The sequence below is a fragment of the Siccirubricoccus sp. G192 genome, from assembly GCF_019084075.1.
Classification (GTDB): domain Bacteria; phylum Pseudomonadota; class Alphaproteobacteria; order Acetobacterales; family Acetobacteraceae; genus G192.
Genome location: NZ_JAHREN010000003.1, coordinates 1 through 24,425 on the forward strand (window position 1 = coordinate 1; position 24,425 = coordinate 24,425).

General features: G+C 68.3%; 14 protein-coding genes and 3 pseudogenes. 11 read left to right on the plus strand and 6 right to left on the minus strand.

Features of this window, described 5'->3' with window-relative positions:
* Positions 1–577 precede the first annotated feature (577 nt).
* The 9 genes and pseudogenes from KSF81_RS27990 to KSF81_RS28025 all read left to right on the plus strand — a co-directional run bounded on the left by KSF81_RS27990 (position 578) and on the right by KSF81_RS28025 (position 12,592).
* Positions 578–817 carry a hypothetical protein gene (locus KSF81_RS27990; protein ID WP_217382139.1) on the plus strand — a complete coding sequence of 80 codons (240 nt, stop codon included), beginning with the start codon at positions 578–580 and terminating at the stop codon, positions 815–817.
* 118 nt (positions 818–935) lie between these two features.
* Positions 936–3,545 carry a DUF499 domain-containing protein gene (locus tag KSF81_RS27995; RefSeq protein WP_256444398.1) on the plus strand — a complete coding sequence of 870 codons (2,610 nt, stop codon included), beginning with the start codon at positions 936–938 and terminating at the stop codon, positions 3,543–3,545.
* Positions 3,542–4,207, plus strand: coding sequence for a DUF3780 domain-containing protein (locus KSF81_RS28000; protein WP_217382141.1), 666 nt, complete (start codon positions 3,542–3,544; stop codon positions 4,205–4,207). The genes KSF81_RS27995 and KSF81_RS28000 overlap by 4 nt, the downstream gene beginning before the upstream one ends.
* A gap of 2 nt (positions 4,208–4,209) precedes the next feature.
* Positions 4,210–7,401: an anti-phage-associated DUF1156 domain-containing protein gene (locus KSF81_RS28005; RefSeq protein WP_217382142.1), complete on the plus strand. Its 3,192-nt coding sequence runs from the start codon at positions 4,210–4,212 to the stop codon at positions 7,399–7,401.
* Positions 7,398–10,091: pseudogene (locus KSF81_RS28010) on the plus strand (DUF262 domain-containing protein); the annotation flags it as partial. The gene KSF81_RS28005 and the pseudogene KSF81_RS28010, both read left to right, overlap by 4 nt.
* 34 nt (positions 10,092–10,125) lie before the next feature.
* Positions 10,126–10,431: pseudogene (locus KSF81_RS32605) on the plus strand (hypothetical protein); the annotation flags it as partial.
* A gap of 163 nt (positions 10,432–10,594) precedes the next feature.
* Positions 10,595–11,113, plus strand: coding sequence for a hypothetical protein (locus KSF81_RS28020; RefSeq protein ID WP_217382144.1), 519 nt, complete (start codon positions 10,595–10,597; stop codon positions 11,111–11,113).
* A complete protein-coding gene (locus KSF81_RS30805) occupies positions 11,037–11,717 on the plus strand; it encodes a hypothetical protein (protein ID WP_254454364.1) in 681 nt (226 codons plus the stop codon). The genes KSF81_RS28020 and KSF81_RS30805 overlap by 77 nt, the downstream gene beginning before the upstream one ends.
* Before the next feature lie 89 nt (positions 11,718–11,806).
* Positions 11,807–12,592, plus strand: coding sequence for a C-terminal helicase domain-containing protein (locus KSF81_RS28025; RefSeq protein WP_375293389.1), 786 nt, complete (start codon positions 11,807–11,809; stop codon positions 12,590–12,592).
* Here KSF81_RS28025 and KSF81_RS28030 read toward each other — a convergent pair.
* Positions 12,589–12,837 carry a toxin-antitoxin system HicB family antitoxin gene (locus tag KSF81_RS28030; RefSeq protein WP_217382146.1) on the minus strand — a complete coding sequence of 83 codons (249 nt, stop codon included), beginning with the start codon at positions 12,835–12,837 and terminating at the stop codon, positions 12,589–12,591. The two genes, KSF81_RS28025 and KSF81_RS28030, sit on opposite strands and share 4 nt — an antisense overlap.
* Positions 12,834–13,262 (minus strand): putative toxin-antitoxin system toxin component, PIN family, encoded by a 429-nt coding sequence (locus KSF81_RS28035; protein ID WP_217382147.1) that lies wholly within the window; start codon positions 13,260–13,262, stop codon positions 12,834–12,836. The genes KSF81_RS28030 and KSF81_RS28035 overlap by 4 nt, the downstream gene beginning before the upstream one ends.
* A gap of 119 nt (positions 13,263–13,381) precedes the next feature.
* On the opposite strand from KSF81_RS28035, the gene KSF81_RS28040 reads away from it, so the two are divergent.
* Positions 13,382–14,152, plus strand: coding sequence for a recombinase family protein (locus KSF81_RS28040; RefSeq protein WP_217382148.1), 771 nt, complete (start codon positions 13,382–13,384; stop codon positions 14,150–14,152).
* 66 nt (positions 14,153–14,218) lie between these two features.
* Here KSF81_RS28040 and KSF81_RS28045 read toward each other — a convergent pair whose 3' ends face one another.
* The 4 genes from KSF81_RS28045 to xerC all read right to left on the minus strand — a co-directional run bounded on the left by KSF81_RS28045 (position 14,219) and on the right by xerC (position 22,886).
* A complete protein-coding gene (locus KSF81_RS28045; protein WP_217382149.1) occupies positions 14,219–18,106 on the minus strand; it encodes a YCF48-related protein in 3,888 nt (1,295 codons plus the stop codon).
* Positions 18,107–19,466: 1,360 nt separating this feature from the next.
* Entirely contained in the window at positions 19,467–19,955 is a 489-nt protein-coding gene (locus KSF81_RS28050) for a hypothetical protein (protein WP_217382150.1), read from the minus strand.
* A 126-nt stretch (positions 19,956–20,081) separates the two neighbouring features.
* Positions 20,082–21,149 (minus strand): site-specific integrase, encoded by a 1,068-nt coding sequence (locus KSF81_RS31725; RefSeq protein ID WP_217382151.1) that lies wholly within the window; start codon positions 21,147–21,149, stop codon positions 20,082–20,084.
* Between the two features lie 9 nt (positions 21,150–21,158).
* Complete coding sequence (xerC, locus tag KSF81_RS28060; RefSeq protein ID WP_217382152.1) at positions 21,159–22,886, minus strand: tyrosine recombinase XerC; 1,728 nt, start codon at positions 22,884–22,886, stop codon at positions 21,159–21,161.
* A gap of 636 nt (positions 22,887–23,522) precedes the next feature.
* Here xerC and KSF81_RS30815 point away from each other — a divergent pair.
* A pseudogene (locus KSF81_RS30815) lies at positions 23,523–24,375 on the plus strand (IS256 family transposase); the annotation flags it as partial.
* Positions 24,376–24,425 lie beyond the last annotated feature (50 nt).

The following is a 24,425-nucleotide window of genomic DNA, read 5'->3' on the forward strand; positions in this document are numbered from 1 at the left end:
TCATTTGTCGGCAATCCGGCAACTCCGGCCTTTCGCCTCCAGACCGCAGCGCAGGAGGTCCTTCCAGAAGCCAGAACTTCGCGTGTTAAGCTATCGTGATAGGAACTTAGCGCGTAGGGGCAGGCATTGGTCGAGCGACAAGAGCGGCGGGGGGGGAACCGCCGAAGGCGGCAATTCACTTGTCCACATCGACGCGGACCTGATCAAGCGGATCCAGACTACAGCCATCGACCGGGCGTCTCCGCGTCCAGCCTGGTGCAACAGGCCCTCACCAGAATTCTGAAACACGAAACACACCCGGCGTCCCGAACGGGCGCTTTCGAGTCCGAAGTGCAGACTGCCCGTGACCTGTGTGAACCCCACCCGAACGTCCGGCGGTCCGATCCCGAGCCGGACATTGAGGCTATCGCCGAGGTCATCGAGGCTGCGGTGGGGACGCGGCCGGCTTCTTCGCGCGCAACCACATCACGGGCGGCATGCGCCAACTGTTCGAGCTCGGCATCGCCCGCCTCGACAAGCGAAGTGACCAGGCGGTCTACACGCTCACCCAGGCTATGGGCGGCGGCAAACGCACCTGATGGTCGCGTTCGGCCTTATCGCGAAGTCGGCCGCCCTGCGCACCAGGGTTCTCGATGAGGCTGGCATCAACGCGCCCAACGGCTTCGGCGACGCCAAGGTAGTCGCCATCTCCGGCCGGAACCCGACGGACAACTTCATCTGGGGCGAGATAGCCCGCCAGCTCGGGCGCGAGGACACCTTCCGGAGGTTCTGGAGAACGGCGCTCGCGCGCCCGGCGAGAAGGACTGGGTCGAGCTAATCGGCGACAGGCCGACGCTCATCATGCTGGACGAGCTGGCGCCCTACCTGGACTACGCTCAGACGCGCGAACTTGGCTCTGGCACCTAGCCAACGTCGTCACCTACGCCCTGGCGAACCTGTTCTCGGCCGCCATCAAGCTGCCGCGGTGCATGGTCGTTGTCTCCAATCTCTCAGCCGCCTATCAGGGCGCTAGCAAGTCCCTCGCGCAGACGGTCGCGAACCTCAGCCAGGAGGTCCGCCGCAGCGCGAAGGAGATCACTCCCGTCGCCCTTAACTCCGGCGAGGTGTTCGACATCCTCCGGCGTCGCCTGTTCACCAAGCTTCCAGACCGCGAGGCCATCGACAAGGTGGCCGTGGCCTACGCGAAGAGCATGGACGAGGCCGTCCGCTCCCGCGTGGTGGCCAAGACGCCCGAGCAGTTCGCGGACGAAATCCACCGCTGCTACCCGTTCCATCCGAGCCTGCGCGACCTGGTCGCCATGTTCAGGAACAATGAAGGCTTCCGGCAGACCCGCGGCCTGATGCGGATGGTCAGCCGCGTCGTACGCGACGTGTTCCGCGAGGGCAGGCCGAACAACGTCTACCTTATCGGCGTCCAGCACATGGACCTCAACGATTCCGACATGCGGAACGAGGTCCTGCCCTTGGCGAACCTGCACAACGCGGTCGCCAAGGACATCGCCGACGGCGGCCAAGCCCACGCCGAGACCGTCGACAAGGAGCTGAGCTCCGACGCGGGTACGCAGGTGGCCAACGTCCTGCTCTCCGCGTCGCTGATGCAGGGCTTCGACTCGAAAGCGGGCCTAACCAAAGAGCAGGTCATCGAGTGCCTGATCTCGCCTGGGCGCACCATCGAAGAGTTCCAGAACGCATTCGATGCGCTGCTGAAAGATGCCTGGTATCTGCACCGCGGCTCGGGCGATGTCGTCTACTTCGCCCAGCAAGAAAACATCACGAAGCGCCTGCAATCCGAGGCCGAGAAAGCACCCCAGCCCCGGATCGACCAGAACATTCAGGAGCGCTTGGCGCTCGTTTTCAAGGCGGTCTCCGGCAAGGCGTACCAGGAGGTCCTGGCGTTGCCCGAGATCGGCGCCATCGACCTCTCCGGCCCGCGCAAACTCATCGTGGTCAGCCCCGACAGCAAGCTGCCGCCCGAGACGGCCGAGAAGCTCTTCGCGGGCCTGACCCAGAAGAACAACTTCCTCGTCGTCACGGGCAGCCCGACCCACTTCGCCAGCCTGGACGGCGTCATGCGCCGCCTCTACGCGGCCGAGAAGGTTCTTCGCGACCTCCGCGCCGATGACCCGCTCCGGTCGGAGGTCGAGGATCGGCGCAACGGCGCCGAGTTCGAGTTCCTGACCACGGTCGAGCATGCCTTCAACCGCATCTGGTATCCCGGCAGGAAGCCCGATCGGTCCATGGGGCTGCTGGAGCAGAAGTTGGAACTTCGGACGGCGAAGGGCGCCGACGGCCGCTCCTCGCTGTCGGGCGAGGCCGCCATCGAGACCGCCCTCATCAAGGCGGGCAAGTTCGAGCCGAATCCGGAAGCCAAAGCCGATGGCTTGATCACGCGCATCTCCGGCAACCCGGAGACGAACCAGGGTGGTCAGCTTTGGCCCGACGGCTCCGCCTTCAACACCATTCCCTGGTCGGACATCACGGCCCGGGCCAAGGAGAACCCCCAGTTCGTCTGGCTCCCGCCAGGCGGGCTGGAAGCCATCAAGCGCGAGGCCACCAAGACCGGGAAATGGCGTGACCGGGAGAACGGCAAGATCCAGCGGGGACCGTTCCCACCCGACATGACGCGCGTCTCCATCACCGAGGAGGGCCGCAACCATGACACCGGCGCGGTGACCCTGTCCGTGCAGGCCGTGGATGCCGGGCAGACGCCCCGCATCCACATGGCGGAGGGCACCTTTGTCAACGGAAGCAGCCCCGAGCTCAAGGAGCTCCGCTTCACGACCACGGCGCTCCGCCTCGCCTTCCTGGTGATCGACCCCAAGGGTGACCATCCGACGGGCGACGCCTATGTCTGGCGCAACAGGATCACGCTCCAGCACACCACATCGCCGAGCGCGGATGGCCGCAAGGTGGAGCTGTTCGCCAGGCCGTCGGCGGCGGCCATCCGCTACACGACGGACGGGTCCAACCCGCGCGAAGGGACCGTCTACGAAGGTCCATTCACCGTCACGCCCTTCATGGCGCGCGGCGGCAGCGAGGTGATGGTCCGCGCTATCGCCATCGATGGCGATCTCGAAGGGACGGAGGACTTCCGGATCTCCGTCCAGAAGGCAAAGCCGAAGGAGCCCGGTGACCCGGACTCTGTGGATACCGTCCCCACGCTTCGCGAATACGTGGACGAGACCCGTGCCGCGAACTTGACGCTCGACATCAGGCAGACCAGCACGGAGAGCTTCTTCGCGCTGGCCGGGGCGCTGAAGGATGCGAAGGCACAGGCCGTGATCGCGCAGATGCAGGTCGGCTTGGGCCAGGAAGCCTTCTCTATGCGCCTCGGCAGCGACCTGCGGCTCTCCGGTGAGGGGCTGTCGAACGTCGTCGAGTCCATCCGCGTCGCCGTCGGGCAGCCGAACGCCGATGTCACCGCCCACGTGAAGGCCGTCAGCTTCCCCACTGGGCGCGATCTCATCGCCTTCGTGGAGACCCTGAAGGTGGACGTCGGCGATCCGCGCGACTGCGTGACGCAGCCGCAGACGAGGTCCACATGATGGCCGCCGCCGTCAGGAAGGATCCGGCGCCCGGGCGGGAGCGCGCGCCCAAGGGCGACCCGACGGTCGTCGACTCCCGCAAGGCCGTCGAGGCGGCGCGCAAGAACGCGCGGAAGGCCGCCGTCGTCGGCTTCGGATGCCCAGCCGTGGACTGGCCGCACCACATCCGCGTGGTGATCCCCACCGGACGTGGCGAAGACATCCGGCTGGTCGAGGACTTCGGCATCCTGGGTCATTCGGGGGGGCGCCCCGACGAGCTGGACCGGTGCATCATTTCCCGGCCGCGCTGGAACGCGATGGCCGAGACAGCGAAGCAGGACCTGAACGCCAAGCTACGCGAGAAGGGCCTGCCGACCAGCCGCTGGCAGACAGGCGACAACAAGGTCGAGCGCATTCTCGGCACGGAACTCCTGACTCTGGCCTGGGCTGTCGCCGCGGCCGACGAGGGCGACATGGCGGCCGTGATCGCGACCTGGGTGTCCCTCCAGTCCGCCGAGCGGCTGTGGCTGGCCGGGCGCGTGCTGGCAAACCCGAACGACCGGGTCCGGCGCGGGCTGGCCCTGCTCATGTCCGCGGGTCCGACCGCTGTCACCGAACCTTTCGCCAAGTCAGGCCCGTCCCAAAAGGGAACCGGCGGCCTGCCCCTGTTCGAGGCGCCCTGATCATGGATACCGCTGCCACCAAGGGCGGCTTGGCGCCTTTCAGCCTCAAGGACGCGCCCGCCCTCATCGAGCGGGTCTTCCCGGCCCAGAAGGTCGGCGCCGAAGCGCAGAAGGAGCGCAAGGCCGTTCAGTCGCAGACCCTCACAGCGCTGGGCTCCTACTGGAAGGGTCGGAAGCCGCTTTCTCTGGTGAGGGCTTGCGTCCTGGCATCATTGCTGCCCGCGACGGACGACCCGGAGGCTGACCTCCAGACCTTCGAGGCACTAATGCGAATGGACAGCGCTGGAGTCCTTCGCCGTTCACCCGTGCTTTCCGCCCAGGATGTTTGGGATAGCGCCGCGGTTTCGGCCGACGAAAAGCTGAGGCACATCGAGCATCCCACGACAACGGGAGGTCGCAATGATGCTTCCTCCGACGACGCCGACGCGGGCGGAGCAGCGCGCTGGATTCGACTGTCCGGCCTACCAACGCGAGAGAAGAAGCTCATCGAGAAGGAACGGCAGGAGATGAGCGCGAGAGCTCTCCTTGCGATGCCCTTCGCGGAGCAGGTAGCCCGCTGCAAGAGAGTAGAGAACGTCGAAGACCTAGGGGACCCGAACGACCCCCTCTACGCTGGGGTTTGGATCATCATTGGCGCCAGGCTCGGCACCGCGTCGCGGAACCTACCGGACTTGGTCCGCGAGCTCGGGATCGCGCGGTACGGACATAACCCGACAGTGGGCGACCCATTCTGCGGTGGCGGGTCGATCCCGTTCGAAGCTGCTCGCATCGGCTGCAGCGCCTTCGCGAGCGACCTGAGTCCCGTTGCAGCGATGCTCACGTGGGGGGCGTTCAACATCGTCGGTGCCAGCGCAGAACGGCGCGAGGCTATCGCCCAGGCGCAACAGCTCGCCGCACGTGCGGTTGCGAGTGAACTCGAGCAGCTGAAGGTAGAGACCAACGAGCGAGGAGACTTCCCTAAGGCGTACCTATACTGCCTTGAAGTGGTCGATCCGCAGTCAGGCTGGCGGGTCCCCCTCCTCCCCTCTCGGCTGATCAGTTCGCGTCGTCGCTGCGTGGCTCGACTCGTGCCAGACCATGCCCGGAAGCGGTTCGACATCCTCATCGAGGAAGGAGTGTCATCGCGCGAACTCGCGGCTGCCGCCACCGGAACTCTAAAGGACGGTCACCTCGTCTACCAGGTTTCCCCCATACCAGGTGAACCCGAGCGAGAGTGGCGCATCCCGATCACGCGGCTGCGTGGCGATGGTGAAGGTGGTGACGGAGCGCAACTTGCCCGTGGAAACCGCCTACGCGCCTGGGAGATCAGCGATATTGCTCCAAGGGAGCCAGAATGGGTTGCCGACGCACCGCCCGTGGTGCCCGGTGCACCACGTGGGGCATGGCGCGGTGGCGACATCTGGCTCGAAAGACTCTACGCAATCCAGTGGATGGACGGACGGGAGGTCCGGCAGGGCAAATCAAGGCCGAACACATTCTTTGCCGTCCCGGATGCGAATGACCTATCCCGAGAGCACCGCGTAACGCGCTTCGTCTCGGACAACCTGGCCAATTGGCAGGCGCAAGGCTTTGTTCCCGATATGCGGATCGAGCCCGGGGAGAAAACCGACGAGCCGATACGAACGCGGGGCTGGACGTACTGGCACCACCTGTTCGCCTCTCGCCAGCTTCTGTTCCTCGCGTTGGTACAGAAACAAGTCAAACAGCTGGACGAGCCAGCGCTTGCTCTTGGCCTGGCGCGCATGGCGGATTGGTCAACAAGGCTGTGTCGCTACGGAACTGGTGCCTCGCGAGAGTCCATAGCTCAGACCTTCTACAATCAAGCCTTGAATACCCTCTACGCATATGGGGTCCGACCATTCCACTTTGCCCAGGAGTACCTCCTCGAGCCGTTCAGCGCGTGTCCGATGGCTGGCGACGGCCGTGTAGAAATGGGGTCTGCAGCAGAAACCCCATACCGATGTGACCTTTGGATCTACGATCCACCCTACGCGGATGCGGTGGTATATCACGAAATCTCGGAGTTCTTTATCGCCTGGCTGCGACGAAACGCTCCTGCGCCCTTTGACCGTTGGACCTGGGACAGCCGACGTCCTCTGGCCATCCAGGGCAAGGGAGACAAGTTCCGCGCCGACATGGTCGCCGCCTTCCGAGCGATGGCGACTAGCATGCCAGATAACGGCCTGCAGGTCTGCATGTTCACCCACAAGGATGCGGGGGTCTGGGCGGACCTGGCGCAGATCGTGTGGGGCGCCGGGTTGCAGGTGACGGCGGCTTGGTATGTCTCGACCGAGACGACCAGCGAACTGAAGCAGGGCGGCTACGTCCAGGGCACCGTCCTCATGGTGCTGCGGAAGCGCGTCGGCGACGAGCATGGGTTCCGCAGCGACATCGTGCCGGAGGTCCGGGACCGCGTGGCGAAGCAGGTCGCCACGCTGACGGGCCTCAACCAGAAGGCCCACGGTCGCGGGCGGGACGAGAACGTCTTCAGCGATGCCGACATCCAGATGGCAGGATACGCCGCCGCGCTGGAGGTGCTGACCGCCTATACGCATATCGACGGCACGGACATGACGCGCGAAGCCCTCCGGCCTCGCGAAGGGAAGCGCACCACCGAGGTTGGCATCGTCGAGGAGATGATCACCCTCGCCGTGCAGACCGCCAACGAGCTCATGGTCCCGGACGGCATTGCCGAGGGCATGTGGGAGCGCTTCAGCCCAGAGGAACGCTTCTACCTGAAGATGACTGCCACCGAGGCCACTTGGCCTGCCGGGCAGCTCGGCGGGAAGCTGGACGACTACCAGAACTTCGCCCGGGTCTACCGGGCGACGGATTGGGAAGACCTCATGGCGGAGCGGTCGCCGAACAAGGCCCGCCTGAAGGGTGCCGCCGAGTTCAAGCGTGCCCTCATGACCGGCCATCCCTTTGCCGCCGGGACCATCCGCCCGACGCTCTACGCCATCGCCGAGCAGTGGCGCGCCACCGCGCAGGACGAGGACCCCAGGACCTCCGGCGATCGCATCCTACATGGCCTCCGCGACCACTTCGGCCTGGAGAACTGGAGGCAGGCGAGGGACAACGTGCGGGCACTCGCCGCTTGGTTCGGCACCGTCTGGGAACGCCAGCGCGCCGAGGAGGCCGCCGCTGCCCGGGTCGTCGCGGGCCTGATCGCGTCCGAGAGGCTCGCAGGATGAAGGCGAAGGAGTCCCGGCTGCTCGACTTCCTCGGCAGCTCAAAGCAGTTCGTTATCCCGATCTACCAGCGGCCCTACCGCTGGGAGGAACCGCAGTGCCGGAAGCTGTGGCAGGACGTGCTGCGCGCGGGCCGAAACCCGAACGCGGCGGCCCACTTCGTCGGGTCGGTCGTCTACATCCAGGACGGCCTCTATAACGTCACCGATCAGCCATCCCTTCTGGTCATCGATGGGCAGCAGCGCCTGACGACCTTCATGCTGATCATCGAGGCCCTGGCACGTGCCCAGGGCGAGACCGAGCTTTCGGGCGACTTCGCCGCCCGCAAGCTGCGCCACTACTATCTGAAGGACAGCGTCCAGGACGGCGAACGCGCCTATAAGATGCTGCTGTCCGCCACGGACCGCACCACGCTGAAGGCCATCATCGACGGAAAGCTTCTCCCCGACGACCACAGCATCCGCATCAAGCAGAACTTCGAGCTGTTCCAGTCGTTGATGAAGGAGGCCGACCTCGGCGAGGTTTGCCAGGGCTTGGCGCGCATCCTGATCGTGGACATCTCGCTGGAGCGGGGACACGACAATCCGCAGCTCATCTTCGAGAGCCTGAACTCGACCGGAAAGGAGCTCGGCCAAGCCGACCTCATCCGGAACTACGTCCTGATGGGCCTCCCGCCGAAGCAGCAGACCCAGCTTTACGAGGACCACTGGCGGCCCATGGAGGTGGCCTTTGGGCAGGAAGCCTACGCCACCCACTTCGACAGCTTCATGCGCCACTACCTGACGCTGAAGACGGGCAACATCCCGAAGATCGAGGACGTGTACGACGTGTTCAAGACCTTCGCCCGCGAAGAGGAGGGCAAGGGCACCACCATCGGCAACCTGGTGGCCGACATCCACCGGCATGCGCGCTACTATTGCCGGATGGCTCTCGGCAAGGGCGAGCCGGACAAGGCGCTGGCGGAGGCCCTTCAGGACATCCGCGAGCTGAAGGCGGAAGTGACGTTCCCCTTCCTGCTGGAGCTGTATGCGGACCACGCCGATGGCGTCCTGAGCCGAGACGACCTGCTCGCGGCGCTGCGCATGATCGAAGCGTATGTCTTCCGGCGCGTGGTCTGCGAGATCCCGACCAACTCGCACAACAAGACCTTCTCGACCTTCGGCAAAGCCTTGCGGAAGGACCGCTACCTCGACAGCATCCGGGCGCACTTCCTCACACTGCCGTCCTATCGGCGCTTCCCCAACGACGCCGAGTTCAGGAAGGCGATGGAGACGCGCGATCTCTACAACTTCCGGAACCGCTCGTACTGGCTCCGGCGGCTGGAGAACCATGATCGGAAGGAGAGGGTGGCGGTCGAGGAATACACGATCGAGCACATCCTCCCGCAGAACGAGAACCTGTCGGACGCCTGGAAGGATGCCCTGGGTCCGACATGGCAGTGGGTGCGCGACACCTACCTGCACACGCTCGGGAACCTGACGCTCACCGCCTACAACCCCGAACTGAGCGACCGGGCGTTCCTCGAGAAGCGGAACATGACCGGCGGCTTCGCGGACAGCCCGCTGCGCCTCAATAAGGGCCTGGGCCAGCTACTGAACTGGGACGAGGCGGCCATCCGGAAGCGGGCGGAACGCCTGTCCGAGATGGCGCTCACGGTGTGGCGGCCGCCAGTCCTGGATGACGCCGTACTGGCAACCTTCAAGCAGAAGAAGACCGAGCAGCAATCCTTCACCATCGCGGATCACCCGTACCTCGCCGGGGGTCCCGTGCGTGCGCTGTTCGATGCCCTTCGTGCCCAGATCCTCGCCCTCGATCCGGCCGTCGCCGAGGTGTTCCTGAAGCTCTACGCGGCCTACCGGACAGAGGAGAACTTCGTCTCCGTCGTGCCGCAGGCAGCCAGGCTGAAGCTCTACCTCAACATGCCCTTCGCGGACTTGCAGGACGCCAAGGGTGTGTGCCGGGACGTCACCAACATCAGCCACTGGGCCACGGGGGGATGTAGAGCTGGACTTCGGGAAGCTGGACGACCTCCCCTACGTCATGGGCCTGGTGCGCCAGGCGTTCGAGTGGCGCATGGACATGCCCGGGGCAGACTGATGAACGCGCCCGATGACGCGGCACGGGAAGCCGCCCCTGATCGCGGAGCCGGTATTCTGCGGTTCAGTTCCCGCCGCCAGCGGCTGGATCACGCCTTCCTGCGCGATCGGCTGCGGGGCGCCCAGACGTACGACCGGATCGCAGGCTACTTCCGGTCCTCTATCTTCGAGGTCGCCGCCGAGGAGTTGGCGACTGTTGGCCGCATCCGCGTGGTCTGCAATTCGGACCTGAACCCGCAGGACATCCACGCCAGCAAGGAGGCGCGGACGCGCGCCCTGGTGCAGCGCTGGTGGGAGGGCAGCGGCGAGGCGGGGGTGGCCGTCGAGACCCTGCTGAACAGGAACCGCTACGTCATGCTCCGGGATCTGCTGCAGGCCCGTGACGCCAATGGCGGACCGAAGGTCACCATCAAGGTTGTGGACCGCCTCACCGCACCGCTGGTCCACGGCAAGGCGGGTATCATCACCCTCGCCGACGGGTCGAAGACCTGCTTCATGGGATCGGTCAACGAGACCCGCGAGGCGTGGCAGGACCACTACGAGCTGATCTGGGAGGACCCGTCTCCTGAAGCGATCGGCTGGACCCAGGAGGAGTTCGACTTCCTCTGGGACAAGGCTGTCCCCCTTCCGGATGCGGTCATCTCGGAGATCGCCCGGTGCGCCGCCCGGGTGGAGATCAGGCTTCCCGACTGCCCGCCATGGGACGAGCGCGGCACCACGGACATCGCCCGCGCCGTCCTGGCGGAGGCACCCCCTGGTCCGGGCTGGCGAGGGTCTCCAGCCCTGGCAGAAGGCGTTTGTCTCCGAATTCCTTCGGCAGCGCGAGGTACACGGCAAGGCCCGCCTGCTGCTCGCCGACGAGGTCGGCGTCGGCAAGACCCTTTCGATGGCAACCTCCGCCCTGGTCACCGCCCTGTTGGGGGACGGCCCCGCGCTGATCCTGGCGCCCGCGACCCTCTGCGAGCAGTGGCAGACCGAGCTTATCGAGAAGCTCGGCGTGCCGTCGGCGCGGTGGATCTCGAACAGGAAGGAGTGGATGGACCATCGGGGCCACGTGATTCCCAGCCGACCCGAGGACATCGTGCGGTCCCCCCTACAAGGTGGCGATCGTCTCCACCGGCCTCGTGATGCGGGACAGCGTGGAGCGGAAGGCGCTTCTGGAACGCCGCGCCCGCCCCGGGGAAAGCCCGTATGGCATCGTCATCCTGGACGAGGCCCACAAGGCCCGCGGTTCGGCGACGCCGAGCGGAGAGCGCGAGCCGAACAACCTGCTCCAGTTCATGTCCCGAATCGCGCTGAAGGCCCGGCATGTCATTCTGGGAACCGCCACCCCGATCCAGACCGACCCGATGGACCTGTGGGACCTCATGAAGGTCCTTGGGTCCGGCGCCGACCACGTGCTCGGCGATGACCTCTCAAGGTGGCGTAACAGGCCGGAGGACGCTCTGCGGCTGATTAGGGGCGAGGTGCGTCCCCGGGCGGAGGCCGATGCCTGGGAGTGGCTGCGAAACCCGCTGCCGCCGGGCGCCGAAAGAGAGGCCCTTGTTCGGCTTCATCAGGCAGAACTTCGGCATGCCCGACACGGTCGCGGTCACCGACCGCTCCCCTGTCGATCTTGACGAGTTCTATCGGCAGGACCTCGCCGACAGGCTCACCCACGACCCGGATGGCCGGGCCTTCTTCCAGGAGCACAACCCGGTCGTCCGGCACACTGTGCTGCGTCGCAGGCGCGCGCTCGAGGAGGCGGGCCTGATGAAGCCCGTCGCGGTGGACCTGCATCCCCGCGACGACGAGCCGGACCGCCGCACCCGTGCCTTCTTCGGCGCGACTGGGAAGGCGGTGATCGCGACCATCGCCCTCCAGGACGCCTTCAAGGTGGCCGACGCCTACACGTCGGCCCTGATGTCGAGGAACAAGGGCGCGGGCTTCCTGAAGAGCCTCCTCCTTCAGCGCATCTTGTTCCTCCTCGACGGCCGGGCTATCGACGATGCTGGCCATCGCGCGCCGCTCGGGGGGTTGCGGAGGCGGGGCCGGACGAGCAACCGACGGTGCTGGGTGCCGACGACGACGACGAGATGTTCGACCTCGGCGATCTCGGCGAGGCCAGCACCGCCGAACGGAACGCGCTCCGCGAACTCCTCACGCATCTCCGCAGAGCCCAGCAGGCGTCCCCGACAGGCGCCGACGCAGATCCGAAGCTCCAGGTGCTGCGGCACTACCTGAAGGAGGCCGGGCTCAACCAAGGGCGCCGCGGCTGGCTGGACGCGCATGGGTGCATCATCTTCAGCCAGTACTACGACACCGCCAAATGGGTGGCGGACTGTGTCGCGGCCGAGTTTCCCGCGATCCCGGTCGGTCTCTACGCCGGAGCCGGTCGTTCGGGGATCTACAAGGACGGCCAGTTCGCCTCGACGGATCGCAACGTCATCAAGACGGCGGTCCGGAACCATGAATTGCGGCTGCTCGTGGCTACGGATGCGGCATGCGAGGGTCTGAACCTCCAGACCCTGGGCACGCTGGTGAACATCGACCTGCCCTGGAACCCGTCGAAGCTGGAGCAGCGGATCGGTCGCATCAAGCGGTTCGGCCAAGTGCGGGACCGCGTGGACATGCTGAGCCTCGTCTACGAGGGTAGCCGCGACGAGGTGGTCTACGATCGGCTGTCGGAGAGAATGAAGGACCGCTTCGACATCTTCGGCCAGCTTCCTGACACGCTGGACGACGACTGGATCGAGAACGAGGAGACCCTCGAGGCCGAGCTGCGCAAGCACGCGGACCGGAAGCGCCAGGCATCCGCCTTCGACGTCCGCTGGGGGGGGCACGGCCACGGGCGAGGGCGCCACCGAGGCCCAGCGCTCCTGGCAGCGGGGCTGGGAAACGTGCACGCAGGTGCTGGCGCGTCAGGACGTCGAGGAGGTGCTTTGCCGCGGCTGGTAGATCGTACTGTTTGCCGAACTCTGACGACGCTGCGGGAGCTCTGCGGCGCTCAGTTTAGGCGCTCCATGGCGAGGCTTGTCGAGCCTTCTGGATCCTTATTACCCACGGTAACTGCCATTACCGCAGGCGACGGAGGGCGTCGGCGCGCGTGCTCGACCTAACTGCCAAGTTCATCATCTTTTGCAGGTGCCCTTCCCTGCCCCGCCCGCGCCAGGATCTCGTGTGCCCGTCCAGGCCGCGAACGCGCAGCACGAGCCGCGAAGTAGCGCTCCGCCTCCGCCTGCGCGCCGACACGGGCGGCGATCGCCGTCGCGATGTACTGATTCAGGCTAATGCCCGCGGCCTCGGCCTGCGCGGCCGCGCGCTCCTTCAGGTCGTCGGGCAGCCGCAGCGGGAAGCTGCTCATTCTCTCATCCTCCTGAGCACATTCCCCGGCCGCTCGGCCGGGATGCCGAACCGCGCCGCGCCGTCGCGCAGGTCGGCCAGGTTGAACGTCGCAATGGCGTCGGCGCTGCCATTCACTGCCGTCTCCAGCACCAGGTCGTCGTCGGGGTCACGCGCGCCGGGGCGGACGCGGAAGTCGAACACCACCGGCACGCAGACACCGGCGAGTTCGTCGAGCACCGCCAGCACCTCCTCCGCCGAGATGCCCGCCATCTCGAGCACGGACGCGCGCGTGAGCACGGCCTCGTACTCGAGGATCAGGGGCGTCGAGAGGAGGAGCCGCACCTCCCTATCGAGCGCCGCGAGCAGCAAGCGACGCGACGCGCCGGCGGCGCTCGTGAAGCCTGCGACCACGACATCGGTGTCCAGGACCACGCGAAGCACCATGACATCGTATATGACATCACTGTGTCGCTTTCGTCTACCTCAGGCCGCCTGTCACGGACCGTCAATTGGACGTTTGGTTGCGTGACACAGCGGCAAACGGCAGCGACACTGGCTCCACGATGCCCGGCGATACCCTGAATCCTGTCCTATCCGCCGCCAGCCCGGGCCCGGCCCGCTTCGTCGCCTACCTCCGGGTCTCCACCGACCGCCAGGGCCGCTCTGGCCTCGGCCTCGAAGCGCAGCGCGCCGCGGTCGGCGAGCACGCCAGCCGTGCCGGCGGCGCGGTGCTGGCCGAGTTCGTCGAGGTGGAGAGCGGCAAAAGGAACGACCGGCCGCAGCTCGCCGCGGCACTCGCCGCCTGCCGGGCGCATCGCGCCACGCTGCTGATCGCCAAGCTCGACCGCCTGGCCCGGAACGCGCGCTTCCTGCTCGGCGTGGTCGAGGGCAGCGGTGAGGGCGGCGTGGTGTTCTGCGACCTGCCCCAGGTCCCTCCCGGGCCGGTCGGCAAGTTCCTGGTGACCCAGATGGCCGCCGTCGCCGAGCTCGAGGCCGGGCTGATCAGCCAGCGCACCAGGGCCGCCCTCGCCGCGGCCAAGGCACGGGGAGTGAAGCTCGGCAACCCGCGCCTCGTTGCCGGCACCGCCGAGATGGCGCGTAAGGCCGGCGCGGTGCGGACGGCGCAGGCCCAGGCGCGGGCCGCCGACGTGCGGCCCTACATCGAGCAGGCCCGCCGGGCCGGCGCCACGACGCTGCGCCAGCTCGCGGCCGCGCTCACCGCCCGCGGCATCCCGACGCCGTCCGGCACCGGGCACGCCTGGCGGGCCGAGCAGGTGCGCCGAGCTCTCGGGCGGAATCAGCAATACTTCCCGCCTTCAGGCCGTGCTGTGTAGGACCACCTTGGTGTCCCAGCAACTGCGTGCGGTACAGGCTACGCTCGGCAGTATTGCGGGCCTCTTTCAGCCCTGGACCCTGACGCCAGCCCAGGCATCCAGGAAAGCCCGTACCTCCGCTGGGCTTGGTGCAAAGCCTTCAAGATCCTGAAGCGCTGCGACGATGGCGGGCCACACGGGAGCCGATCCCACAGTGGATCGCACCAGCGCGGCCTGCCGCAGATCCGTCCCGTCAGCAGCAAAGCCTTCGAGCAGTCCACGATCAGCGTGGGCAAAAACCGCCAACCCGACCGCCGTTGGGCCGTCACCGATTCCTGCTGCGGTGGCCGCCAGCCGCAGCCGGTTGAGAAAGCGCTTCATTTCCCGCGGCGAAGGGCGGGCGAGGAAGGCGGCCTCCGCCCAGTGGTCGAGCGCTCGGGCAAAGGCAGGCTCGTCTTCCTCTACCAGCGGCAGGGTGCGGCGTCGCCAATGTAGCCCGGCGGCGAGAGCGATGAGGCCGAGCACGGGCGCGAGTAGTAGAGCAACGGTCCGGGGCGTCAGCGCCGGCCCTGGGCTGCGCTGCTCGATTACCCAGGCCGGCCGCTCCTCTGGCCTCTCCGGCTGGGGCGTGCTGGGCGGGGTTGTCGGCGGGATGGGCACGGCTGGAGGGGCCACAGCCGGCGCGGGCGCCGGGGCTTGTACGGCCGGCGCTGCCCTATCCGGGATCAGCCCGACCAGCGTCCATCCACCGAAGAATGCGGATCCCGCGAGGCCTAGTACCACCAGCCCGATCGCCGCCGCCTTCCAGGCGGGATCGCGCGGCGCCTCATGCTCCCGCGCTGCCTCTCGCATCAGCCGACGGGCCGCGGCGGCGCCGAAGCTAGGCACTTCCACCTCGATCTGGATCAGCTTCTGCAGGTAGCTCTCGGCGTAGGCCGCACGCTGCTGCCGCTCTTCCGTCACGCCCTCAGGCGCCATCTCCTTTGCCATGGCGGCATGGGCGAGGCCCATGGCGGTCAGGATCTGCTCGCGCGCGATCGCCAGGATGATGAAGCAGCCAGTGGAACTCGAGAGGAAGTTTAGCACCTCCATTACCTCCGCCACCTGGTCCGGCCGGCAGCGGTCAAGGTCGTCCACGATGATGGTGAGCGTCCGGTCACCGAGCGCCTCCGTTACCTCCCGCAAGGCCTCGGCAAAGCGGGCGCGGAAGGCGAGTTGGCCTCCGAGGTCCTGCCAGCGTACCGCACGCGTGCTGGCGGCGAGCAACTTGCCGGGATCGAGGCCGGCGGATTTCAGCTTGTCGCGAAATCCAATGGCAGCAGTGAGCGCGGTGAGCAGCAGCGCGACCAGTGGGGCGAGGACCTTCAGCGCGGCCTCTGCGCGCTCCCACCCCCAGCTCGTGCGCAGCACCCCCTGTTGCGGCCGTGGCCAATCGGCAGCGAACAGCATACCAACGATGGCCGCGAGGAGGATAAGCGCCGCGGCCCAGAAAAGGGGCCGCCGCTTTATCCGGCCACACCACAGCCGGCCTCGCACGGCAAAACCGGCAATGGTCATGACGGACGGTACCGCCTGATCTCGCACCTGCTGCAGCAGGGCGGCAAAGATGTTTTCTTCCTTTTGGTGGTGCCAGGCATTGAACCAGACCGGGCGAATGCCGTGCGCGCGGAGATCGTCCTGTAGGCGCGCGAGCACGCTGCTTTTCCCGCTACCCCAGGCGCCGGTGATAGCGATTGTTAGCGGCGGCTCGGTCCGACGGTTACGGAGGAAGCGGGAGAGGCGGGCGGCGAGGTCCGTGGTGCCGGCCACGTCAGGGTCGTCGGGAGCGAGCGGCCGGTCGGTGGCGAAGAGCGAGGCAGTGTCGCCGACTGCAGCACGGCGAGCCGGTGGGAGCGGCTGCATGGCCGGCAGGACGGCAATGAAGGCGCAGCCGAGAAGAAGCCAGGATAGAAGCGGGGGATAGCGCTGGTGGGCGATGCGCTGCCAGGTGGCGCCGGCATCGGTGCTGCGCAGCAGCGTGCCGCCCGAGCCCGCGGCGAGGGCGGTGCGCCCGTCCGGCGCGATCGCCAGGGCGCGGAGCCATGCCCTGCTGCCGGCGACGACGGGGGCCCAGGTGGCGCCGGCATCGGTGCTGCGCAGCAGCGTGCCGTCCGAGCCCGCGGCGAGGGCGGTGCGCCCGTCCGGGGCGATCGCCAGGGCATAGAGCCATGCCGTGCTGCCGGCAGCGACGGGGCCCCAGGTGGTGCCGGCATCGGTGCTGCGCAGCAGCGTGCCGTCCGAGCCCGCGGCGAGGGCGGCACGCCCGTCCGGGGCGATCGCCAGGGCGCGGAGCCATGCCCTGCTGCCGACGACGGGAGCCCAGGTGGCGCCGGCATCGGTGCTGCGCAGCAGCGTGCCGTCCGAGCCCGCGGCGAGGGCGGTGCGCCCGTCCGGGGCGATCGCCAGGGCATAGAGCTCTGCCGTGCTGCCGGCGGCGACGGGGGCCCAGGTGGCGCCGGCATCGGTGCTGCGCAGCAGCGTGCCGCCCGAGCCCACGGCGAGGGCGGCACGCCCGTCCGGCGCGATCGCCAGGGCAGTGAGCCATGCCGTGCTGCCGGCGGCGACGGGGGCCCAGGTGGCGCCGGCATCGGTGCTGCGCAGCAGCGTGCCGTCCGAGCCCGCGGCGAGGGCGGTGCGCCCGTCCGGCGCGATCGCCAGGGCAGTGAGCTCTGCCCTGCTGCCGGCGGCGACGGGGGCCCAGGTGGCGCCGGCATCGGTGCTGCGCAGCAGCGTGCCGCCCGAGCCCGTGGCGAGGGCGGCACGCCCGTCCGGGGCGATCGCCAGGGCAGTGAGCCATGCCGTGCTGCCGGCGGCGACGGGGGCCCAGGTGGTGCCGGCATCGGTGCTGCGCAGCAGCGTGCCGCTCACGCCTGTGGCGAGGGCGGTGCGCCCGTCCGGGGCGATCGCCAGGGCGCGGAGCCATGCCCTGCTGCCGGCGGCGACGGGGGCCCAGGTGGCGCCGGCATCGGTGCTGCGCAGCAGCGTGCCGTCCGAGCCCGCGGCGAGAGCGGTGCGCCCGTCCGGCGCAATCGCCAGGGCAGTGAGCCATGCCCTGCTGCCGGCGGCGACGGGAGCCCAGGTGGTGCCGGCATCGGTGCTGCGCAGCAGCGTGCCGTCCCTGCCCGCGGCGAGGGCGGCACGCCCGTCCGGGGCGATCGCCAGGGCATAGAGCTCTGCCGTGCTGCCGGCAGCGACGGGGCCCCAGGTGGTGCCGGCATCGGTGCTGCGCAGCAGCGTGCCGTCCGAGCCCGTGGCGAGGGCGGTGCGCCCGTCCGGGGCGATCGCCAGGGCATAGAGCTCTGCCCTGCTGCCGGCGACGACGGGGGCCCAGGTGGCGCCGGCATCGGTGCTGCGCAGCAGCGTGCCGTCCGAGCCCGTGGCGAGGGCGGTGCGCCCGTCCGGCGCGATCGCCAGGGCATAGAGCTCTGCCCTGCTGCCGGCGGCGACGGGGGCCCAGGTGGCGCCGGCATCGGTGCTGCGCAGCAGCGTGCCGTCCCTGCCCGCGGCGAGGGCGGTGCGCCCGCCCGGCGCGATCGCCAGGGCGCGGAGCTCTGCCCTGCTGCCGGCGGCGACGGGAGCCCAGGTGGTGCCGGCATCGGTGCTGCGCAGCAGCGTGCCGTCCGAGCCCGTGGCGAGGGCGGTGCGCCCGTCCGGCGCGATCGCCAGGGCTTGGATATCCAAACCAATGATCGGTAGCCGGGCGAAGGCGTGCGTCTCGCCCGGCTCGATCCACCAGGCGAGGCTACCGACACCTGCTGGCCTATTCGGGTCATCCCGCAGTGGCAGGAGACGCGCCGCCGCCAGTGCTGCGAGAGCAAAAGCCAGCGCCAGCAGCAGCCAGGGTCCGCGCCGCCGCCGCCACCGGTCCCAGCGCACACGTGCCGGCCCAACCCCGGAGCTGGCGGTGGCTGTCTCGGGCAGCGGTGCTTCCGGCATGGGCGGACCTCGCGTCCTCGTCCCTAGGCTAACCGCCGCCCTGACAGGTCCTCAATGACCTATGGCACTGCCCGGACCCGCGAGGCGGCAATGGCCTCTGCCGAGGCGGCCGCCGCATAGGTTCGGGGATCCGGCCTGCCCAGAAATTAGTCCAGCATCTCATCTGGGATCACCGGCTGTTTGCATCCTGGCATACGATGCCTCCTCAGCGGCATCGTACGGCCCCACACACGGAAATCCCCGAGCGTCTCCTGATTGCAGATAGGATTGCTGGACCGCGCAGTTGCCTTTCGTTGCAGTCCGCCTCAGCGCCGCCATGGTCGGACCGCGCTGCCGACACGCCGGACATGTCTCTTCAACAGTGCCGGGCGCCGCCAGGAAGCGGCGCCCCCCGAAGGAGACCACCATGCGAAAGCTTCTCGCGGTCGCCGCCCTCGCTGTGCTCATCGGCGGCGCGCAGGCTGCCACAACCTCCGCCACGGCCGCGCCATGGTCAGGTGGCGCCACAGTGGCACCGGGCAGCGCGTCCGCACCGCTGCTGCAGGACGCCCACTACACCCCGCGCGGATACTATCATGCCCCGCACAGCCGTCAGCACTATGCGCCGCCACGGTACCAGGCGTGGCATCAGCCCTATTGGCATCGCCCCGCGCCGCCGCCGCGCTTTGATCAGCGCCATCCTGGCCACTGGCGCTGAACCTCGTCATGGCGGTCGGGGCGGAGATCAGCCCTCGCCAGCCGCTTATCCGCCTCGGGTGACACAGGTACGGTCCAAGCCGATTGGCTGGGGTGCCTACCGGGTTATCGCCTCATGATTATCTGTATCTATGTCCACGAAAGTCGGATGCATCCATACCCGCTGAGGCCCGTGCTGTATGTGAGCCATCGTCATGCGGCGCTGACCCGCTCAAGAATAACATCGACTCCTCGGCGACCGGCTGGGATCCGCTCCGCCTCCGGCAAGGGACATGGTGCGGAGTCTCGGCAGTGCATAGCGTTCCGGACCAGGCCCCCGTCGGCTGACAGCAGGAGATCGCATTCCGGCAGGTAGGTCGCCAGTTGCGCGTCGCACGGAGTTCCATCGTTGACCTTTTGGAAGCGCTGCAGGTACTCGAACGCCCACCACAGCCAGAAGCGAGGCATAGCCGCGGCATTCACCTCATGGAACCAGAATCCACCCCACGAAGGATCGCCGAAATTCAGTCGTTCGACTTGTACCCAAGGCTTCAGCCAATCGAGGTAGGGGTGACCGGGTATGCACAGTGCCATTGTCGTGGTGGTCCACGCATTGAAGCGCCAAAGCGCGACCGGTTCACCGCTCCAACCCGGAACGGCGGGAGCCGGAGTGCCGGTGATGGTCTCAAGCGACGCGAATTTTGGTAAGGGAATCTCGCGGAACTCCTGGCGCCGTTGACGCGCCCTCCTGGCGCGCCGCTTCCAGCAGCTGGCCGTGCCAGCTGTCCTCCGCCGCAATGTGCCTGGCCATGGCCTCGGTATCAAAGCGGGTCCGATCCCAGAAGCCGCCCCGTTCCCGGGTCCAGTCGTAGCGCTGCCTAGCGAACTCACCGCGATCGGGTTTCCTGTGCAGCCACTCTGGGTGGAGCCGCCGGATCTCGCCCAGCAGTTCTCCGCACACGGAGTAGGCCTCGGGCATTAGTCGCCGCCATTTCTTCAACGTGAGCAGGCTTATTTGCCGGCGCCTGCCCTCGATGTTAGGCCGGTGCAGTGACTCGAACACCACGGCAGGCGCGACCAGGATCTCCGTGTGGCCGTCGCGGACGGCGCGCAGCAGATCCGGACCTGCGCCCTCATCCGCGAGATAGCTCCACGCGTTGGTGTCCAGCAGCACGCGCCTTGGCCGCCGCGTTCCGTTTGCGGCGACCGGAATCGTGGCCGCGGACGGCCGTGTGACAGGTGGTTGCTTTACCTGGCTTTGTCGTGCGGCCATCACTTCTCTGCCCTGCACCATGACCGCTCAGCACCCGGCCGCAGGCGGTGAAAGCTTTCCGTCGCGCAGGTCTGACAGCACGGACTGCAGGCTCCGCGTCGCCTCGATGCCGCTTGCCTGGTTGTAGTGGCGCGTGGCGATCTCGTCATCCCGGTGGCCGAGCAGCGGCGCCGCGATGCCGATGTGCCCGGGATCCTCGGTTGCCAGTGAGGTCACGGCGCTGTCCCGGAAGAGGTGCGGATTGACCCCCCGGCCGAACTCCCTGCGGGTCCGCAGGATGATCCGGTCGTAGACGGCGTCACCCACCATGGCGGAGCCGTCTCCCGACACCCAGAGCGCCGCGTTGGCCGGACGGCTCCAGCGGCCGCGCTGCCGACAGAGGAAGGGCCTGTGCTCGGCGAGGTACATCTCCAGCCGCGGCACCAGGGCCTCGGGCCAGGGCATGTCGATTTCCGTCTCGGTCTTGGTTTCGTGGGCCGGGACCCACAGCCACCAAATCGAGTCGCGGCAGGCGACGTGGCGGCCCAGCCGCAGCCCAGTAAGGTTACGGCGCCGCAGCGGTCGAGCGGCCAGGAAGGCGATGATCAGGCCGTCGCGGAACTGAAAGGCGCGTTGCCGCAGTGTCGCCCTCACCGCGGCGCTGTCCATCAGCCGCAGGCCGAACTCGTAGAGCTCGCGGCTGCCGACCGTGCGCGCGCACTTGTCCCGGACTGGGCGGTGACGCGCGCGTACGCGAGCGGCGGCGTGCCGGATCCAACCCCAGTCGCGACCCGGGTCCATCACCCGCGCCACACTGTAGAGCTCCACGAGACGCGACTGCTGGGTGGAGGTGGAGCGTGTGGCCGCGACATCGCCGAGATAAGCCTTAACTCGCTCCGGCGTGATCCGGTCGCCCGGCGGTACTGCTGGGTCGAGGGCCCCGGCCGCGTCGAGCCACTCGAGCCAGCATCCATAGCCAAAGGCGAACTTAGTGTTGCTGATCGGCCGGCAATGCGCCCGCGCGCCACCCGGCTCCAGCCAGTCCCCCGGCTCGAGCGCGGCGAGCCAGAGCCGCCGGTCGGCCCCGGGCCAGGCAGCAAGGGGGGCGGGAGACACGCCGCCGCGTCACGGGCCGCCATCCGTGCGCAGGCCCAGGATGGTCCGATCGAAGTGGCGGACTGCGGCCGGGCTCTCGAGGCCGGTGTAGAAGTCCCTGGTGGTCTGCATCGAGCGATGGCCGAGCACGCGCCGGACCACCTCGTAGCCACCCGGGTTGGCGTCGAGGAACAGCTTGGCCCCGATATGGCGGAACAGGTGCGGGTGGACCTCGAGGCCGGTGTGCGTGCGCACGGTCCGGCTGATGCGCTGGCCAAAGCTGTGCCGGTCCTTCGAGCTGCCGTCACGGCCCGGGAAGAGGGCGGTGCTACCCTTCGGCGCGAGCCGCTTGCGGAAGTCCTTAAGGTAGCGGTCGAGCAGGGCGGTGCTCTCGAGCGGCAGCGGGTAGTCGAGAGGGTCGCCGTTCTTCACCTCGTAGCCGCGGATGACGAGGTGCAGCGCCCCGCTTCGGCGGTCCAGGTGGCGCTCGATGTCCAGGCCGACGAGGTTGCTGATGCGGAGAGGGGCCATCAGCAGCAGCTCGATGGCTAATGCGTCCTGCGCCAGCAGGGCTGCGCGCCAGGGCTGCCGCGTGCATCCGGCAAGGTCGAGGAGCTTGCGCGGCAGGTTGAGCAGGGCACGCACCTTCTCTGGATTGTTAAGGGCGCGCAGCCGGTCCCGGTTCGTCTCGGTCATGCCAGGGTTGGACGCGTTGAGTCTGCGGACCGAGACGGCAATGGCGGCGAGTTGCTTGGGCGGGACCTCCACCCAGTGCCGGGCGACGGCCTTCAGCATGCCGGCGGTCTCGGCGATGTGGTGGGGTGGCTTTTCGTGCGGGCGCTCCTCCTGCAGGCACTCCTTCTTCAGGCGCCTCTCCCTCCAGCGCTCCAGGAAGTAGCGCAGGCCCGCCTTGAACGCCTCGAGTTCCACAAGGTCGGCGAGCCGCTGGAGCGAGGTTGGATCGCGGCCCTGATGCACGAGCGCTGAGGCGAACCGGCGAAGCTGGTACTCCCTCAGCGCCAGGGTGATCGGGCGGAGGGGGGCGCGCCGGCCCTTTTTCGTCGAACGGGTCGAGCCCGGCGAGGCGGTCGAGCCATGCGCGGACATCCGTGTACAGGCTGGCGGGGAAGGCGCTCCAGGGCAGGGTGAAGAGGTCAGTGCGGGCGGGGGGGGGACGGCGAGCGGCCGGCCAGGCCAGTCGGGAATCTCCCGGCAGGCCCGGTTCCAGCCACGGCGCGCCTCACGCAGCGCCTCGTCGGGTGCCTTGAGCAGACCGGTGGCGACGTAGGCGGCGAAGCGCTCCATCACCGCCTCGTCCACGCTTGCGGGATCGACGCCGGTGTCGCTGGCGAAGTGGCAGAAGTACGAGAGTGCGGTCTTGAGGCGGCGCGACCCGAGCCGGTCCCAGAGCGCCTTCCATTCGGGCGAGAACGGCCTGCGATGCCGGCCCGGGGCGGCGGGCCGCAGCAGCGCGACGGCGGCGTTCAGCAGGGAGCGGACGTTGTGCCAGCGCTGCCGGCTCAGCCCGTGCGCAGCGGGAGCGACCTCGGCGAGGCGGCGCCGCAGCAGGTGCGATTCAGCCCTGACCAGGGAGGGCTCCCGCCCGATCGCCCGCGCCGCCGTTCGAACGGCGGAGGCGAGGTCCTGGCGGCGGCGGGGCGGAAGGTCGGCTTGGCCGACGACGGCCAGCACGTCGGCCAGGGTGACGACGGCCGGGACTAGGGCCACCGGGGCGACTGGAGGGCGGCGAGTGGACATGGGATGCCTCGTTATGCCACGAGATCATTAACCCTGATTCGGTAAAACTCCCTATCACAAACCAAGCTGATTCGGGCGTGAGATTCTTACCGAGGCGACGGTGGGCGGAGTTCAGAGGGGAGGAAGGTCGCCGCGATGGAGCAGCACGAAGGGCCTGGGGTGCGGCCCTTAGTCGTCTTGCCCCTCGCTGCCGGACGTGCCCCGCCTGGACGGCGATGCGCCCCGAGGAATCGCTCCAGATCGGTCTCCGCCATGCGCACCTGGAGGCCGAAGCGGTGTTCGGTGAGGTCAACCGTGGCGACCTCCGCAGCGTCGAGCAGCTTCCCCCTCTGGCGCTCGTCTGGCGCGGTCACGGGCTGCCGGCTGACGTGTGCCATGCCCGGAGATCCTCCTATCCACATGGCGCGCATTTTCGGAGGGCCTCGACGACGGGCGTCACCGCGACATCCGTGACGAGGACCGTGTTGCCGAACCAGCCATCGTGAGCCCAGCCCCTCACTCCTGGCCGGTCTCGGCGTGTGCTGCCGTAACAACAGGGGGGTGCCGTCGCGGGTGTGGTGGGAAATCGGGGTGGCGTAGTCTCCGGCTTGTTCAACGAGCCATGACCGGCGTTGGCGCGCCGGTGGAGACCACGCCATGGACAAGAATAGCAGCAGGGCGCTTGCCGAGCAGGCGCTGTTTGCCGGGGAGGCTTGGTTCGACCCGATTGAGGCTGGGCTCCGGGGCCGGATCCGGGGCCTGATCGAGGAGATGGTGGAGCAGGAGCTCGAGGCGGCGCTGGGGCGCGGGCGCTACGAGCGGGCTGGCGGGGCCGTGGGGCACCGCCATGGGCACCGCCGGCGGCAGCTGACCGGCTCTTTCGGGCCGGTCGAGCTGGCGGTGCCGCGGGCTCGGCTGCAGGCCGAGGACGGCAGCACCCGGGAATGGCGCAGCGCCGTGCTGCCGCGCTACGCCCGGCGGACCCGCCAGGCCGAGGCCCTGATCGCCTCAGCCTATCTCGCCGGCACGAACACGCGGCGGGTGCAGCGGGCGCTGGCGGCGCTTGTTCCGGGACGCGGTGGGCAAGGACGTGGTGAGCCGGGCCTGGCGCAAGGTAAAGGCGGATTGGGAGGCCTGGGGCCGGCGTGACCTGGCGGGCGAGGACATCGTCCGCCTCATTCTGGATGGCACCGTGGTGCGGGTCCGGCTGGATCGGAAGGCGACCTCTGTCTCGCTGCTGGTGGTCCTCGGCATCCGCCGGGATGGGCAGAAGGTGCTGCTCGCCATCCGCGCCATGGGCGGGGAGAGCGAGGCGGCGTGGCGGGCCGTGCTCAATGACCTGCTCGCCCGCGGGCTGCGGACCCCGGAGTTCCTGATCATCGACGGCGCGGCCGGCCTTGAGAAGGCGCTGGCTGCGCTCTGGCCGGCGGTGCCGGCCCAAAGGTGTACCGTCCATAAGCACCGGAATCTCCTCGCCCATGCGCCGGAGCGGCTGCATGAAGAGATCTCGAGCCCGGCGGCGGCGCGGCCTGCACCACCACCTCGGCGGTCACCGCGTCA